The following is a 14,198-nucleotide window of genomic DNA, read 5'->3' as shown; positions in this document are numbered from 1 at the left end:
GTTGCAGCGGCGCGATCAGCCGCCGGCCGCTAGACGCTCGTCCCGTTCGCGCCGGACGAGATCGCGCTTGGTGAGGATGCCGGAGATGATGACGCCGACCGAGACCAGCCCGATCAGGATGGTACAGATGGCGTTGATTTCCGGGGTCACGCCGAGACGGACCTGGCTGTAGATCCGCATCGGCAGCGTGGTCGCGCCCGGACCGGTGGCAAAGCTCGAGATCACGAGGTCGTCGAGCGACAGGGTGAAGGCAAGCATCCAGCCGGCGGCGACCGCCGTCCAGATCACCGGCAAGGTGATGACGAAGAAGGTCTTGCCCGGCGGGCAGCCGAGATCCTGCGCGGCTTCTTCGAGGCTCCGGTCGATGGCGACGAGCCGGGACTGCACGACGACGGCGACGAAGCACATGGTGAAGGTCACGTGGGCGATGGTCAGCGTCCAGAAACCACGGTCGAAGCCGATGGCGACGAAGAGCAGCAGCAGCGACAGCCCTGTGATCACCTCGGGCATCACCAGCGGCGCATAGACGAGACCGGAGAACAGCAGCCGTCCCCGGAAACGGGCAAAGCGCACCAGCGCCATGGCCGCGAGCGTCCCGAGAATGGTCGCGACCGTCGCCGACAGCAGCGCGACGCGGATGGTTACCCAGGCGGCGTCGAGCATCTGGCGGTTCTGGAACAGCGTGCCGTACCAGTGGGTCGAGAAGCCGCCCCAGACCGTCACCAGCCGCGAGGCGTTGAAGGAGTAGAGGACGAGCAGCGCGATCGGCACGTAGAGGAAGGCGAAGCCGACGACGAGGCAGAAGATATTGAACGCGGACCAGTTGTTCTTCACGACGCGGTCCTCGCCTGCATGCGCTGGAAGATCATGATCGGAATCACCAGCAGGAGAAGGAGGATCACCGCGACCGCGGAGGAGACCGGCCAGTCGCGGTTGTTGAAGAACTCGTCCCACAACGTCTTGCCGATCATCAGCGTCGACGAACCGCCGAGCAGATCGGGAATGACGAACTCGCCGACGGCGGGGATGAAGACGAGGAAGACGCCTGCCAGAACGCCCGGCAGCGACAGCGGGAAGGTGATCGCCCAGAACGCCTTCACCGGCGGGCAGCCGAGATCGTTGGCGGCCTCGATCAGCCGCCCGTCCATGCGCTCGAGGGCTGCGTAGATCGGCAGCACCATGAACGGCAGGTAGGAGTAGACGATGCCGATATGGATCGCGAGTTCGGTGTTCATGATCTGCAGCGGCGCCGAGATCACCCCGGTCCACAGCAGAAACTGGTTCAGCAGGCCCTCGTTCTTGAGGATACCGATCCAGGCGTAGACGCGGATCAGAAAGCTCGTCCAGAACGGCAGGATGGTCAGCATCACGAGGATCGGCCGGATGCCGTTCGGCGCCTTGGCCATGCCGTAGGCGAAGGGGTAGCCGATCAGCAGCGCCAGCGCCGTCGAGATGGCGGCGATGCGAAGGCTCGACAGGTAGGAGTTGAGGTAAAGCGGATCGTCCCAGATCCAGCCATAGCTGCCGAAGTCCAACTGCCGGACGGCATCCATGAAGCTCGAAAACGAGTCCAGGACGAAGACCGGCAGGTACGGCGGCTGGGCGATCGCGGTCTCGGACAGCGAGATCTTCACGACGATCAGGAACGGCAGCAGGAAGAAGACCGCGAGCCAGAGATAGGGCACGCCGATCACCACCGAGCGGTAGAGCCGGCTGACGTGCTGCGAGGGGGTGTAATCGGCGGCCATGGCGTTCGCCCCTACTGCGTCAGGACGATGCCGGCATCGGCGGCGAAGGTCACCCAGACCTCGTCGTCCCACGCCAGCGGCTGTTCGATGCCGCGGGCGGCGTTAATCGTGGTGGCGCGGACGATCTCGCCGGTCGGCAGCTTGACGTTGAACAGCGTCACGTCGCCGAGATAGGCGATGTCCCACACTTCGCCCTTCAGCGCGTTGACCGAGGGGTCGGCCGGGGCCTGGCGCCCGATCTTCACCTTCTCCGGGCGGATCGCGAAGAACGCGGTGTCGCCGGGCTTGAGGTCGACCGCGGTCTCGGTCTCGACGATGGTGCCGGCGGCGGCAAGCCGCAGCCTTCCATCGCGACGGCTCTCGATGCGGCCTTCGAGGAGATTAACATTGCCGATGAAGTCGGCGACGTATCGATTGCTCGGTGCCTCGTAGATGATCGCCGGCGTCGCGACCTGGGCGATCTTGCCCTCGCGCATCAGCGCGATGCGATCGGCCATCACCATCGCCTCCTCCTGGTCGTGCGTGACGACGATGAAGGTGAGGCCGAGTTCCTGCTGCAGGTCCATCAGCTCGAACTGGGTCTCCTCGCGCAGCTTCTTGTCGAGCGCGCCGAGCGGCTCGTCGAGCAGCAGCACCTTCGGGCGCTTGGCCAGCGAACGGGCGAGCGCGACGCGCTGCTGCTGGCCACCGGACAGCTGCTGCGGCTTGCGCTTGGCGAAGGGCTCGAGCTTGACGAGCTTCAGCATCTCGGCGACCCGCGCGTCGATCTCGGACATCGCCATGCCGTCCTGCTTCAGGCCGAAGGCGATGTTCTTCTCGACCGTCATGTGCGGGAAGAGCGCGTAAGACTGGAACATCATGTTCACCGGCCGCTTGTGCGGCGGCACGCCGACGAGGCTCTCGCCTTCCAGCCGGATATCACCCGAGGTCGGCGCCTCGAAGCCCGCCAGCATCCGCAGCAGCGTCGACTTGCCGCAGCCCGAGGGACCCAGCAGCGCAAAGAATTCGCGGCGATGGATGCCGATGGTGAGGTCGTCGACCGCGGTGAAGGTGCCGAAGCGCTTCGTCACCCCCTCCACCTCGATCAGCGGCTTCTGCGAGGGGTCGTTCCACGGCTCGAAGCTGCGGCGGATGTTTCCGAGGGACTTCGTCGTCACTGCCATGCTGAGGTGCCCGCGCCAGACTGGAAAGGGCCCGGCCGCCGATGGCGACCGGGCGGGACTGCTACTGACCGGTCTTCACCGTGGTGAAGGCGCGGGTGATTAGACGCTGGATCTTGGCGTCATAGGGCTTTTTGGTGAACAGCTTGGCGAGCGTCGCCTCGTCCGGGTAGACCGCCTTGTCGGCGAGGATCGCCGGCTCGATCAGCTTCTGCGACGCCAGGTTGCCGTTGGCATAGACGACGAAGTTGGTGGCCTTCGCGATAACCTCGGGCTTCATCATGAAGTTGATGAAGGCATGGGCGTTGTCGAGGTCCGGCGCATCCGACGGGATCGCCAGCTGGTCGAAGAACAGGAGGGCGCCCTCCTTCGGGATGGAATAGCCGATCTCGACGCCCTGCCCCGCTTCCTTGGCGCGATCGCGCGCCTGGAAGACATCGCCGGAGAAGCCGACGGCGACGCAGATGTCGCCATTGGCGAGGCCGTTGACGTATTCGGACGAATGGAACTTGCGCACGTAGGGACGAACGGAAAGGAGCAGGTCCTTCGCCTTGTCGATGTCTGCCTGCTCGTGCGTATCGGGGCTGAGGCCGAGATAGTTAAGCGCCGCCGTCATCATTTCGGCGCCCGAATCCAGCATGTCGATGCCGCACTTCGACAGGACTTCCGCATTCTTCGGATCGAACACCAGAGACCACGAATCCACTGGCGCGTTCGGCAGTAGCTCCTCGACCTTCTTCTTGTTGTAGCCGATGCCGGTAGTGCCCCACATGTAGTTCACGGAATAGGCATTATCGGGATCATAAGTCGCGGTCTGCTTGGTGATCACGTCCCACATGTTGGTGAGGTTCGGCAGCTTCGACTTGTCGAGCTTCTGGAACACGCCCGCCTGGATCTGCCGGCCGAGATATTCCGCCGAGGGAACGACGACGTCGTAGCCGGTGCCGCCCGCGAGCAGCTTGGTCTCGAGGATCTCGTTGGAGTCGAAGACGTCGTAGACGACCTGGATGCCGGTCTCGGCCGTGAAATCCTTGAGGATCGAATCGTCGATGTAGTCGGACCAGTTGTAGACCCGGACGACCTTTTCCTGCGCGGCGGCAGAGAAAGCCGAGACGAGCACGAGCGCAAGGGCGCCGACCGTGGCAAGACGCTGTTTCATAAGGGACAACCTCGCTGGGAGCATAGATGTTTTAAGGTGGGACGAGAAGGCGGACGGACGTCTCGGCGCTGGCCGGAATGGCGACAAGCCTCACTATTCAGCATCGACTGCCACGTGCCTAGTGCTATTGCAGAACAACGGCATGACACGCGCCGATATCCCCGGCCGGCATGCGGCGGCGCAGCATGTAGCGCGCGTCGGCGCCGTAGGGCGCGAGCTTTCCCTTCGGCAGCGCGGCGGTTTCGTCGGTAAAGCCGAAGCCGGCCCAGAACGGCATCGTCCCGTAGACCGACACCAAAGCCGTCACCGGATAGGGCACGTCGGCCAGCAGGGCCTCGACGCCGAGCCGGGCATGTCCCTGCCCGCGCAGTTCGGGCGCTACCACGACGTCATGGATGTAATAGCTGTCGGCGTCCGGCCCGATCGTCCCAAGGAGATGATCCAGCGGCGGGGGCTCGAAGAGCCTCGCCGGATGCGACACGGCATAGCCTGAGACGACCCCCGCCCCGACCAGCACGCGGCTGCCGGCGGGGTAGGCTGCCAGACGGTCCGCATAGACCTCGATCCGCTCGGGGAGCCCGGGATGCACCCGGTCGGCCAGCGCCTTGACGCTGGCCAGGTGTGCGGGGAGCATCCTCTCCCACGAGAAGGCTGTCATCTGCGCCCCCCGTCAGCGGTGCTTCTGACCTTCGCCGTAGAACAGCTTTTCCCAGGCCTTCTGAGCCTTGTAGCCCTCGCGGATGAAGGGCGTGAACACGGCAAGGTTCAGGACCGCCTTGTTGGTGAGGTTGGCGGGGAATGTCAGCGGCTTCTCGAAATCGACGAAGAGCACGACCCGGACCGAGTCGGAGTGGTTCCAGGCCTCGTGCTCGTAGGCGTCGTCGAAGATCAGCGCCTCGCCTTCCTTCCAGTGGCAGACCTCCTTGTCGATGCGGATGCCGATCTTGTCCGGCTGGTCCGGCACGACGAGGCCGAGGTGGAAGCGCAGCACGCCGTTATACGGCCCGCGGTGCGGCGGCAGGTGCTTGCCGGGCTCGAAGATCGAGAACATCGCCGACTTCATGCCGGGGATCTTCTGAAGGATGCGCCAGGTTTCCGGGCACTGGGCGATCGCCTCGGGCGACTTGATGCCGTAGCCGCAGAGGAAGAAGGTCTTCCAGTTCTGGTCGGACGAGATCGACCGGACCTCCGAGGAGATCTCGTGGAACGCCGGGAGGTCTCCCTTGCGCACCAGGATCCTGTCGAGCTCGGCCCTTATCAGATGCCACTCCGCCTCGACCTCGCGCGCCCACGGAAAATCGTCCGTCGGATAGACCGCGGGGTTGCCGACGGCCGAATGCTTGAGATTGAGCTTCTCGGCACCGTCGACCAGCTTCTGGACGGCCTTTGCGACAAATCCGTTGCCGGACATCGTGTCCTCGATGCCCTCGGTCTTCGCCTTCTGCTGCACGCGTTGATCCATGCTGTCTACCTTCTGCGCTGTGTGAGATCCGCGCGGTTTTGGCGGACCTTGCGCGTGTCGTCTGCAGCATCACGAAATAATGCTGAAATGGCGGCGCGCCCCTGTCGATGGCGGTACATAGCAGGCCGCTACTGAAAATCGAATGCGCTGAGGCCCGTCACCATCTCATCGAGCCCGAGTGGACGTGTCAGCGGCGGTTCGGCGCGGGAGAGACAGGCCTGCCGCTCGCACAGCCGGCAGGTCGGCCCGATCTTCACCGGCGACCGCTCCCCGCCGAGCGACCGGCCGTAGATCGTGTCCTTGGCATGGGCGATATCGCAGCCGAGAAGGATCGCCGTGCGGCGGGGCCGCTCGAGAAAACCGGCGACCAGCCCCTCGACCGTGCGCGAGATGGTGAGGAAGCTGGCCCCGTCCGGCATCTCGACGGTTTCGACCAGGATCTGCCCCGGCTGGGAGAAGGCGGCATGCAGGCCAAGCTTCGGGCAGCCGCCGCCGAAGCGTTGCACCGGAAAGCCCCGTGCCCCGGCCCGGCGGAAGCGGTTGCCGGCATGGTCGACCTCCAGCATGAAGAACGGGATGCCGGGCGCGCTCTGGCGCTGCAACGTGGTCAGCCGGCTCGCCACCTGATCGAACGACGCCTGGAAGCGGCCGCGCAGAACGTCGATGTCGTAGCCCGAGCGCTCCGCCTCCGCCTGGAAAGCGGCATACGGCATCATCAGCGCCAGGGCGGCATAGCGGACGAGTTCGTAGCGCCCGAGCCGCATCGCCTCGGCGCTGGAGAACCCGAAACTCGCATTCTCTGCCGCGATAACCGGACCCAGCGCGAGCAGCACCGCCTCCATCGCCACTTCCCGCAGCCGGTCGGCGGAGACGAGACGCTCCGACAGGAAGAGCCGGCGCGAGTGGCGGTCGAAGCGGCGGCGCCAGTTGGGCATGGTCTGCACCGGCAGGATGCGCACCGAGATGTCATGCTCGGCGCGCAGCCAGGCCTTCAGCGCCGCCATCAGGTCGTCGCCGGGGGCAAGCTGGCGGTGAAACGCCTCGGCGGCGGTCTCGAGGGCGGCCATGTGGTTCGGCCGGGTCTCGAACACATCCTGCACCTCGTCGATCGGCAGCCGCGCGCCGGAAAGGCCCGGCTGCAAACCGTCGCGGGCGAGGAGATCGGAGAGATCGGTCAGGCGGCCGAGTTGCTCCTTGTAGGCGCGGTAGAGCTTGGCGATGCCGGCGGCGGCATTCGGCGCCGCCTCGGCGATCTCGACGAGCTCCTGCGGTCCCGGCAGTTCGCCGGCCAGCAGCGGGTCGGCGAAGACCTCGCGCAGGTCCGCCATCAGCCCGGCCCGCTCGCCCCCCTGGAGATCGCTGAGATCGACCGCGAACACCTCGGAGAGTTTCAGCAGCAGTTGCACGGTGAGCGGCCGCTGATCGCGCTCGATCAGGTTGAGATAGGACGGAGAGATGCCGAGCCGCTCGGCCATCGCCGTCTGCGTCAGCGAGAGGCCGTTGCGCATCCGCCGGATCCGCGGCCCGGCGAAGATCTTGTTCTCGGCCATGATGCCTCCGCTGTGACAGGCTTGTCGGACCAAAGCGGCCACCATCCGTTGACAGCATTTACAACGTGACAGACGGCGATTGTCAAAGCGAGTACAGGCTGACACGTTTCCAGCCCCATGCCAGCATGTGTTTTCTAGGTCGGCCGAACGCGATCTGTTACACCCTTTCTGTCCGACACCGTCGGATCACGTTGATTGTGAGGATTGGCCATGACCGAATTTGACAGCCTTGTCCCCAGCGCCCCTGAAGGACGTTTCGACCATGTCACCCGCCCCTATTCGGCGGATGTGGTGAAGCGGCTGCGCGGCTCCGTCCAGATCCGCCATACGCTGGCCGAGAACGGCGCCAACCGCCTCTGGCAGCTGCTGCACTCGGAGGATTACGTCAATTCGCTGGGCGCGATGACCGGCAACCAGGCGATGCAGCAGGTCCGCGCGGGTCTGAAGGCGATCTACCTCTCGGGCTGGCAGGTTGCCGCCGACGCCAATACCGCCGGCGCGATGTATCCGGACCAGTCGCTCTATCCCGCCAATGCCGCTCCCGAACTCTGCCGCCGCATCAACCGCACCCTGCAGCGGGCCGACCAGATCGAACAGGCGGAGGGCCATCACTCGGTCGACACCTGGTTCGCGCCGATCGTCGCCGACGCCGAGGCCGGCTTCGGTGGCCCGCTCAACGCCTTCGAGATCATGAAGGCCTTCATCGAGGCGGGTGCGGCCGGCGTGCACTACGAGGACCAGCTGGCCTCGGAGAAGAAATGCGGCCATCTCGGCGGTAAGGTGCTGATCCCGACCCAGGCCCATATCCGCAACCTCACCGCGGCGCGGCTTGCCGCCGACGTGATGGGCGTGCCCTCGCTGGTCATCGCCCGCACCGACGCGGAAGCGGCGAAGCTCCTGACCTCCGACATCGACGAGCGCGACCAGCCGTTCGTCGACCACGCGGCGGGGCGCACGGCGGAGGGCTTCTTCCACATCCGCAACGGTCTCGAGCCCTGCATCGCCCGGGCCATCGCCTACGCGCCCTATGCCGATCTCATCTGGTGCGAGACGTCGAAGCCAGACCTCGATCAGGCCCGGCGCTTTGCCGAAGCGGTCAAGCGCGAGCACCCGGAGCAGATGCTCGCCTACAACTGCTCGCCGTCGTTCAACTGGAAGAAGCACCTCGACGACGCGACGATCGCCAAGTTCCAGCGAGAGCTCGGCGCGATGGGGTACAAGTTCCAGTTCATCACGCTCGCCGGTTTCCACCAGCTGAACTTCGGCATGTTCGCGCTCGCCCGCGGCTACAGGGACCGTCAGATGTCGGCCTATTCCGAACTGCAGCAGGCGGAGTTCGCCGCGGAGGCCGACGGCTACACCGCCACCAAGCACCAGCGGGAGGTCGGCACCGGCTATTTCGATGCCGTGTCGATGGCGATCTCCGGCGGCACCTCCTCGACGACCGCGATGTCCGGCTCCACCGAGCATGCGCAGTTCCGCGAGGAGACGCCACACCTTGCCGCCGCCGAATAGGCCACGGCCCGACCACACCTTTCAGAACAGCCGCATCCACCTTTGGGAGAAAGAGCATGAGCAGCGTCATCCAGGCCGATATCCGCCCCCGCACCCGCGTCAAGGAGCGCGCCGAGGAGCAGTCCTCGTCGATGGACGAGGCCCAGCAGAGCGCCATCCGCATGCTGGCCAACGACCTTCACCGCCTCAACCAGTCCGTGATGAAGGCGGTGGAAGCCGGCGTCTCGGTCGAACTCGTCCGCTCCGCCCGCCACCATTCCGGCAACGGCAAGTGGGGCGACCTTCTGATCCCGGTGATCGTCAAGACGGCGGATTGATTGCGTCCCGCCGGGCGGACTAAGTTCGTCCGCTGGGCGGACTGATTTTCTCCGCAGGCGGCACCGGCGCCGGCGGTGGCAGCGACCTTCGACGTGGCAGGAAGAACGGATGTGAAGGCCTCGCCGGCGTTCGCATCCGTTCCTGGGCTATTTTGCCACGATCGCCCGCTTCAGCGTCTCGTCGATGCGCGTCTGCCAGCCGGGCCCGCCCGCCTTGAAGTGCTCGATCACCTCGGAACTCAGCCGCAGCGTCACTTGCCGCTTGGGCTGCGCCTGAGGCGGGAGCCCGCGCCGGATCAGCACCTCGCCGTGATAGAGATCGGCCCGGTCGAACATCTCATCGGTCCACTCCGGCGCGTCGTCCGGATCAATCCATTCGCTGCCGGGCTCTGTTGGCTTCGCGTTCATGGCAATACCTCATGGAAATGATGTGACGCGCATCGTCGCGAGGGGTCCAGACCACCATGACGACGCGGCCGCCGAACGAGCCATAGGTCTGGAACCGCGTCTCACCATAGTCCTTGCGCGTGTCTTCGAGTGTCAGAACACGTCCTTCGAACACATGTCCGGCGTCCGCAAAATCGAGCCCGCGCTCGCGAAGAGCGCTTTCCCGCTTTGCAGGGTCGAAGGTTACTCTCATTCCGTCATGCTAGCGATGCTGCCAGAGAGCGGCAACGCTATTGCGGCGGCATAAGAGACTTGGATTGATGCCCGACCAACAGCCACGCCTTCCCCGCCCCGCCCCGAGCGTCTATGCTGTCCGGCATTCGAGCAGCCGCAGAAAGATCGCATGGCAGACCGCCCCAGGCCGACGCGCCCTGAACTGAGCACACGACCGAAGATCAAGCGCGACAAGCTGAAGCGCCGGTCGAGCGACACCGGCAGCGCGCAGCCATCCGTGCCGGCCGCCCCACGTCGCGACCTCGGTCGCTTCAAGCTGGCCGAGGGCGAGCGTCCCGCCTTTCTCGACTCCAAACGCGGCGTCGGCTCGAAGGAAGAGGCCGTCGAGTGGCTGAAGGTGCGCGGCATCGACGACATCGAGTGCATCACGCCGGATCTCGCCGGCGTCGCCCGCGGCAAGATGATGCCGGCCAAGAAGTTCACCGGCGATACCTCGCTGGCGCTGCCCTCGGCGCTGTTCATGCACACCATTTCCGGCGAGTACCCCGAGGAGACCGGCGAGTTCCGCTACTCGCCGAACGACGGCGACCTGAAGCTGGTGCCGGACCTCTCAACGCTGTCGCTGGTGCCGTGGGAGAGCGATCCGACGGCGCAGGTGATCTGCGATCTCGTCGACACCGCCGGCGCCGCAGTCGGCTACACTCCGCGTAACGTCTTGAAACGCGTGCTGGCGCTCTATGAGAACCGCGGCTGGCAACCGATCGTGGCGCCGGAGATCGAGTTCTATCTTGTCTCGAAGAACGTCGACCCTGATTACCCACTGACTCCGCCGATCGGCCGGTCCGGCCGGCAGATCCAGAGCGGGCAGGCCTATTCCATCGGCGGCGTCAACGAGTTCGACGAGCTGATCGACGACATCTACCATTTCTCCGAGGCGCAAGGCCTCGAGATCGACACGCTGATCCACGAGGACGGCGCCGCTCAGCTCGAGATCAACCTCCGCCACGGCGCGCCGATCGAGCTCGCCGACCAGGTCTTCATGTTCAAGCGCACCATCCGCGAGGCGGCGCTGAAACACGACATCTACGCGACCTTCATGGCCAAGCCGATCCAGGGGCAGCCTGGCTCGGCGATGCACATCCACCAGTCGGTGATCGACCAGCGCACCGGTCGCAACATCTTCAGCCAGGAGGACGGCACGCCCTCACAGCTGTTCTACAACTTCATCGGCGGCATGCAGCGCTACGTGCCGGCGGCGCTGATCATGATGGCGCCCTACGTCAACTCGTACCGCCGCCTGACCTACGGCATGTCGGCCCCGACCAACAATGCCTGGGGCTACGACAACCGCACCACCGCCTTCCGGGTACCGACGTCCGATGCCGTGGCCCGGCGCGTCGAGAACCGCCTGCCCTCGTCCGACGCCAATCCCTATCTCGCGCTCGCCGCGTCTCTCGCCTGCGGCTATCTCGGCATGGCCGGCGAGTTGCAGCCGGGCCAGCCGACCGACCGGACCGCGAACGAGGATGGGGAAATCTCCCTGCCGCGCGGCCTGCTCGAGGCCGTCGCGGTTTTCGAGGGCGAAGCGGCCTTCCACGAGGTGTTCTCGCGCGAGTTCGTCGGCACCTATGCCGGCATCAAGCGCGGTGAGTTCGAGACGTTCATGCAGGTCATCAGCCCGTGGGAGCGCGAGTTCCTTCTTTTGAGCGTCTGATGGCGGCGTATCAGTCGCCGATCTCGCCCGGCCGTTCCTGGTACGAGGACTCGGTAGAGCGCCCTCGCTATCCCCGGCTCGAGGAAAACCTCACCGTCGACGTGCTCATCGTCGGCGGCGGCTTCACCGGCCTGTCCGCGGCAACGCATCTGGCCGCCCGCGGCGTGCGTGTCGCCGTGCTGGAGGCACATCGCTTCGGTGATGGCGCGTCCGGCCGCAATGGCGGGCAGATGAACACCGGCCAGCGGCTATGGACCTCGGAACTCGAGCCGCAATACGGCTTCGAGCGCACCAAGGCGCTGTTCGACCTCGCGGAAGAGGCGAAGGCCCATCTTCTGGGTTTCGCCGAAACCCATGCGATCGATATCGACTACGCCCGCGGGCAGATGTCGGTCGCCCACCGGCAGCGTTTCGTCAAAGACTATGCCGCCTATGCCGACGATCTGGCGACGCGCTACGGCTATGAGCACATCAGCGTCATGGATCGCACCGAGACGGCGGAGCGACTGGGGTCGTCGGCCTATTTCGGCGGGATCCGCGATACCGGTACCGGCCACATCCATCCGCTGAAGCTGCTGGTCGGAACCGCGCGCGCTGCCGCCAGGGCCGGCGCCCTGCTGTTCGAGGAAACCCCGGTGGTCTCGCTGACCGGCGTCGGCGGGGTCCTTGCCACCACGGCGCGCGGCACGATCCGGGCGGAGCGGGCCCTCGTCGCCACCAATGCCCATGGCGGCAAACTGAACGGCGAAATGGCCCGGCACATCATGCCGATCCGCTCCTTCATCGGCGCCACCGCCCCGCTCGCAGACCCCGATCGCGTTCTGCCGGGCAACGAGGCGGTGGACGATTCGCGGTTCGTCGTCCGCTATTTCCGCAAGTCGCGCGACGGACGCCTGCTGTTCGGAGGCCGCGAGGCCTATACCTCGGCCGCGAGCGACATCTCGGTGCACATCCGCAGGCAGATCGCCGAGATCTATCCGCACCTGAAGGATGTGGAGATCACCCACAGCTGGGGTGGCTCGGTCGGCATCACTCTGCCGCGCATGCCGTTCGTGCGCACCGTCGAACCCGGCATCACAGCGATCGGCGGGTTTTCCGGTCATGGCGTAATGCTGTCGAACTTCACCGGCCGGCTCTATGCCGAGCGCGTCGCCGGCAACGAGGATCGGCTGGCGGCGCTGGAGGCGCTCGATATCCCGGCCTTCCCCGGCGGGACGGCGCTGCGCCAGCCGCTGCTGTTTCTCGCCATGACCTGGTTCTCGCTGCGTGATCGCTTCTGATCCGGGCGTCATGACGAGAACACGTTATGCGCTTACCTCCGCGGAAAGCTTGCAGACAGGTGCCCCTGGCATGATGCATGGGCGGCACTGGAAAGTTTCAATCGATTAGACTACCTCGTTCCCACGGGGGTTCAATGCGGCGCAACATGCGCCCAGGAAAGGCGTCGATGACCAGCCAGATCATTCCGGTCGATGCGTTCGACTACATCGTTTTCGGTGGCAACGGCGATCTCGCCGAGCGCAAGCTGCTGCCGGCGCTGTATCACCGCGACCATGACGGTCAGCTTCCCCCGCAGGCCCGCATCATCGGCGCCTCGCGGACCTATATCTCCGACGATGACTACCGGGCCTTCGCCCGCGCAGCCATCGCGGCCCACGTCAAGCCGGCAGACCAGAACCCGGAGGCGATCGAGCGCTTCGTCTCGCGCCTGCATTACCGCGAGGTCGATGCGCGCTCGGACAAGGGGTGGGAAGAGCTGAAGGCGTTGCTCGACGAAGCCGAGCCCGGCCGGATCCGCGCCTTCTACCTCGCCGTCGGTCCTGCGCTGTTCGGCGAGTTCGCCAGCCGCATTGCGGAGAAGGGCCTGTCCAGCGCCAACACCCGCCTCGTCGTCGAGAAGCCGGTCGGCCGCGACCTCGATTCGGCGCGCGCCCTCAACGACACCATCGGCCAGCACTTCAGCGAGGAGCAGGTCTTCCGCATCGATCACTATCTCGGCAAGGAGACGGTGCAGAACCTGATGGCGCTGCGCTTCGCCAACATGCTCTACGAGCCGGTGTGGAAGTCTGGCTACATCGACCACGTGCAGATCACGGTCGCCGAGGAAGTCGGCCTCGAGGGCCGCACAAGCTACTACGACAAGGCCGGCGCGCTGCGCGACATGGTGCAGAACCATATCCTGCAGCTGCTCTGCCTCGTCGCGCTCGAGCCGCCGTCCGCGATGAACGCCGACGCGCTGCGCGACGAGAAGCTGAAGGTGCTGCGGGCCCTTCGCCCGATCACCGCCGCCAATGTGGAGCAGCGGACGGTGCGCGGCCAGTACAAGGCCGGCGCCTCCGGTGGTGCCGCCGTGAAGGGCTATATCGAGGATCTGGCAAACGGCGAGAGCGACACCGAGACCTTCGTCGCGCTGAAGGTTGAGATCGGCAACTGGCGCTGGGCCGGCGTGCCGTTCTACCTCCGCACCGGCAAGCGGCTGTCGAACCGGATGTCGGAGATCGTCGTCACCTTCCGCCCGATCCCGCATTCGATCTTCGACTCCAGCGCCGGCAACGTGGTGCAGAACCAACTCGTCATGCGGCTGCAGCCCGACGAGGGCGTCAAGCAGTGGCTGATGATCAAGGATCCGGGTCCCGGGGGCATGCGCCTGCGCCACGTTCCGCTGGACATGAGCTTTGCCGAGTCGTTCCATACGCGAAATCCGGATGCGTACGAGCGCCTGCTGATGGACGTGATCCGCGGCAACCAGACGCTGTTCATGCGGCGCGACGAGGTCGAGGCAGCCTGGGAATGGGTCGATCCGATCCTGAAGGCCTGGGAAGAGAAGTCGGTGAAGCCGCAAGGCTACACCGCCGGAACCTGGGGCCCGTCCTCCTCGATCGCGCTGATCGAGCGGGATGGCCGGACCTGGCACGAGCCGGACTGACGGGCGCTCCGGTCCGCCACCGGCAT

The 14,198-nt window shown here is 65.6% G+C and carries 14 protein-coding genes; 5 read left to right on the top strand and 9 right to left on the bottom strand.

Annotation, left to right across the window (positions count from 1 at the left end):
* Positions 1-15: 15 nt before the first annotated feature.
* The 7 genes from ACZL02_RS02230 to ACZL02_RS02200 all read right to left on the bottom strand — a co-directional run bounded on the left by ACZL02_RS02230 (position 16) and on the right by ACZL02_RS02200 (position 7,079).
* Complete coding sequence (locus tag ACZL02_RS02230) at positions 16-834, bottom strand: ABC transporter permease (RefSeq protein ID WP_472938561.1); 819 nt, start codon at positions 832-834, stop codon at positions 16-18.
* Positions 831-1,748 (bottom strand): ABC transporter permease subunit, encoded by a 918-nt coding sequence (locus ACZL02_RS02225; protein WP_472938560.1) that lies wholly within the window; start codon positions 1,746-1,748, stop codon positions 831-833. The genes ACZL02_RS02230 and ACZL02_RS02225 overlap by 4 nt, the downstream gene beginning before the upstream one ends.
* A gap of 11 nt (positions 1,749-1,759) precedes the next feature.
* The gene (locus tag ACZL02_RS02220; RefSeq protein ID WP_472938559.1) at positions 1,760-2,911 is read right to left on the bottom strand and encodes an ABC transporter ATP-binding protein; all 1,152 of its coding nucleotides are present in this window, start codon (positions 2,909-2,911) and stop codon (positions 1,760-1,762) included.
* Between the two features lie 61 nt (positions 2,912-2,972).
* Positions 2,973-4,076, bottom strand: a complete 1,104-nt coding sequence (locus ACZL02_RS02215) for a polyamine ABC transporter substrate-binding protein (RefSeq protein ID WP_472938558.1) — start codon at positions 4,074-4,076, stop codon at positions 2,973-2,975.
* A 115-nt stretch (positions 4,077-4,191) separates the two neighbouring features.
* Positions 4,192-4,701, bottom strand: a complete 510-nt coding sequence (locus ACZL02_RS02210) for a GNAT family N-acetyltransferase (RefSeq protein WP_472938557.1) — start codon at positions 4,699-4,701, stop codon at positions 4,192-4,194.
* A 36-nt stretch (positions 4,702-4,737) separates the two neighbouring features.
* Positions 4,738-5,529 (bottom strand): aspartyl/asparaginyl beta-hydroxylase domain-containing protein, encoded by a 792-nt coding sequence (locus ACZL02_RS02205; RefSeq protein ID WP_472938556.1) that lies wholly within the window; start codon positions 5,527-5,529, stop codon positions 4,738-4,740.
* Between the two features lie 128 nt (positions 5,530-5,657).
* Positions 5,658-7,079 (bottom strand): helix-turn-helix domain-containing protein, encoded by a 1,422-nt coding sequence (locus tag ACZL02_RS02200; RefSeq protein WP_472938555.1) that lies wholly within the window; start codon positions 7,077-7,079, stop codon positions 5,658-5,660.
* Positions 7,080-7,289: 210 nt separating this feature from the next.
* Here ACZL02_RS02200 and aceA point away from each other — a divergent pair, with 210 nt between their 5' ends.
* Positions 7,290-8,594 carry an isocitrate lyase gene (aceA, locus tag ACZL02_RS02195; RefSeq protein WP_472938554.1) on the top strand — a complete coding sequence of 435 codons (1,305 nt, stop codon included), beginning with the start codon at positions 7,290-7,292 and terminating at the stop codon, positions 8,592-8,594.
* Between the two features lie 56 nt (positions 8,595-8,650).
* Positions 8,651-8,911 (top strand): SMc00767 family acetate metabolism repressor, encoded by a 261-nt coding sequence (locus tag ACZL02_RS02190; RefSeq protein ID WP_472933795.1) that lies wholly within the window; start codon positions 8,651-8,653, stop codon positions 8,909-8,911.
* Between the two features lie 147 nt (positions 8,912-9,058).
* Here ACZL02_RS02190 and ACZL02_RS02185 read toward each other — a convergent pair whose 3' ends face one another.
* Both ACZL02_RS02185 and ACZL02_RS02180 read right to left on the bottom strand, forming a co-directional pair.
* Entirely contained in the window at positions 9,059-9,319 is a 261-nt protein-coding gene (locus tag ACZL02_RS02185) for a BrnA antitoxin family protein (protein ID WP_472938553.1), read from the bottom strand.
* Complete coding sequence (locus tag ACZL02_RS02180; protein WP_472938552.1) at positions 9,279-9,551, bottom strand: BrnT family toxin; 273 nt, start codon at positions 9,549-9,551, stop codon at positions 9,279-9,281. The genes ACZL02_RS02185 and ACZL02_RS02180 overlap by 41 nt, the downstream gene beginning before the upstream one ends.
* 150 nt (positions 9,552-9,701) lie before the next feature.
* Here ACZL02_RS02180 and ACZL02_RS02175 point away from each other — a divergent pair, with 150 nt between their 5' ends.
* The 3 genes from ACZL02_RS02175 (at position 9,702) to zwf (ending at position 14,172) form a co-directional block, all read left to right on the top strand.
* The gene (locus tag ACZL02_RS02175) at positions 9,702-11,246 is read left to right on the top strand and encodes a glutamine synthetase family protein (RefSeq protein ID WP_472938551.1); all 1,545 of its coding nucleotides are present in this window, start codon (positions 9,702-9,704) and stop codon (positions 11,244-11,246) included.
* Positions 11,246-12,526: an NAD(P)/FAD-dependent oxidoreductase gene (locus tag ACZL02_RS02170; protein ID WP_472938550.1), complete on the top strand. Its 1,281-nt coding sequence runs from the start codon at positions 11,246-11,248 to the stop codon at positions 12,524-12,526. The genes ACZL02_RS02175 and ACZL02_RS02170 overlap by 1 nt, the downstream gene beginning before the upstream one ends.
* A 167-nt stretch (positions 12,527-12,693) precedes the next feature.
* Positions 12,694-14,172: a glucose-6-phosphate dehydrogenase gene (gene zwf, locus ACZL02_RS02165; RefSeq protein ID WP_472938549.1), complete on the top strand. Its 1,479-nt coding sequence runs from the start codon at positions 12,694-12,696 to the stop codon at positions 14,170-14,172.
* Positions 14,173-14,198: the final 26 nt, after the last annotated feature.

The organism is Mesocryomonas fontinalis, from assembly GCF_055730125.2.
The sequence above is the reverse complement of the archived record's forward strand: the minus strand, read 5'-3'. Positions and strand labels throughout refer to the sequence as shown.

What these genes read in the sequence shown, in the direction of transcription:
- ACZL02_RS02185 (WP_472938553.1), bottom strand. Translation starts at nt 9,319, where the DNA reads ATGAACGCGAAGCCAACAGAGCCCGGCAGCGAATGGATTGATCCGGAC.
- ACZL02_RS02220 (WP_472938559.1), bottom strand. Translation starts at nt 2,911, where the DNA reads ATGGCAGTGACGACGAAGTCCCTCGGAAACATCCGCCGCAGCTTCGAG.
- ACZL02_RS02175 (WP_472938551.1), top strand. Translation starts at nt 9,702, where the DNA reads ATGGCAGACCGCCCCAGGCCGACGCGCCCTGAACTGAGCACACGACCG.
- aceA (WP_472938554.1), top strand. Translation starts at nt 7,290, where the DNA reads ATGACCGAATTTGACAGCCTTGTCCCCAGCGCCCCTGAAGGACGTTTC.
- ACZL02_RS02200 (WP_472938555.1), bottom strand. Translation starts at nt 7,079, where the DNA reads ATGGCCGAGAACAAGATCTTCGCCGGGCCGCGGATCCGGCGGATGCGC.
- ACZL02_RS02205 (WP_472938556.1), bottom strand. Translation starts at nt 5,529, where the DNA reads ATGGATCAACGCGTGCAGCAGAAGGCGAAGACCGAGGGCATCGAGGAC.
- ACZL02_RS02210 (WP_472938557.1), bottom strand. Translation starts at nt 4,701, where the DNA reads ATGCTCCCCGCACACCTGGCCAGCGTCAAGGCGCTGGCCGACCGGGTG.
- ACZL02_RS02170 (WP_472938550.1), top strand. Translation starts at nt 11,246, where the DNA reads ATGGCGGCGTATCAGTCGCCGATCTCGCCCGGCCGTTCCTGGTACGAG.
- zwf (WP_472938549.1), top strand. Translation starts at nt 12,694, where the DNA reads ATGACCAGCCAGATCATTCCGGTCGATGCGTTCGACTACATCGTTTTC.
- ACZL02_RS02190 (WP_472933795.1), top strand. Translation starts at nt 8,651, where the DNA reads ATGAGCAGCGTCATCCAGGCCGATATCCGCCCCCGCACCCGCGTCAAG.
- ACZL02_RS02225 (WP_472938560.1), bottom strand. Translation starts at nt 1,748, where the DNA reads ATGGCCGCCGATTACACCCCCTCGCAGCACGTCAGCCGGCTCTACCGC.
- ACZL02_RS02180 (WP_472938552.1), bottom strand. Translation starts at nt 9,551, where the DNA reads ATGAGAGTAACCTTCGACCCTGCAAAGCGGGAAAGCGCTCTTCGCGAG.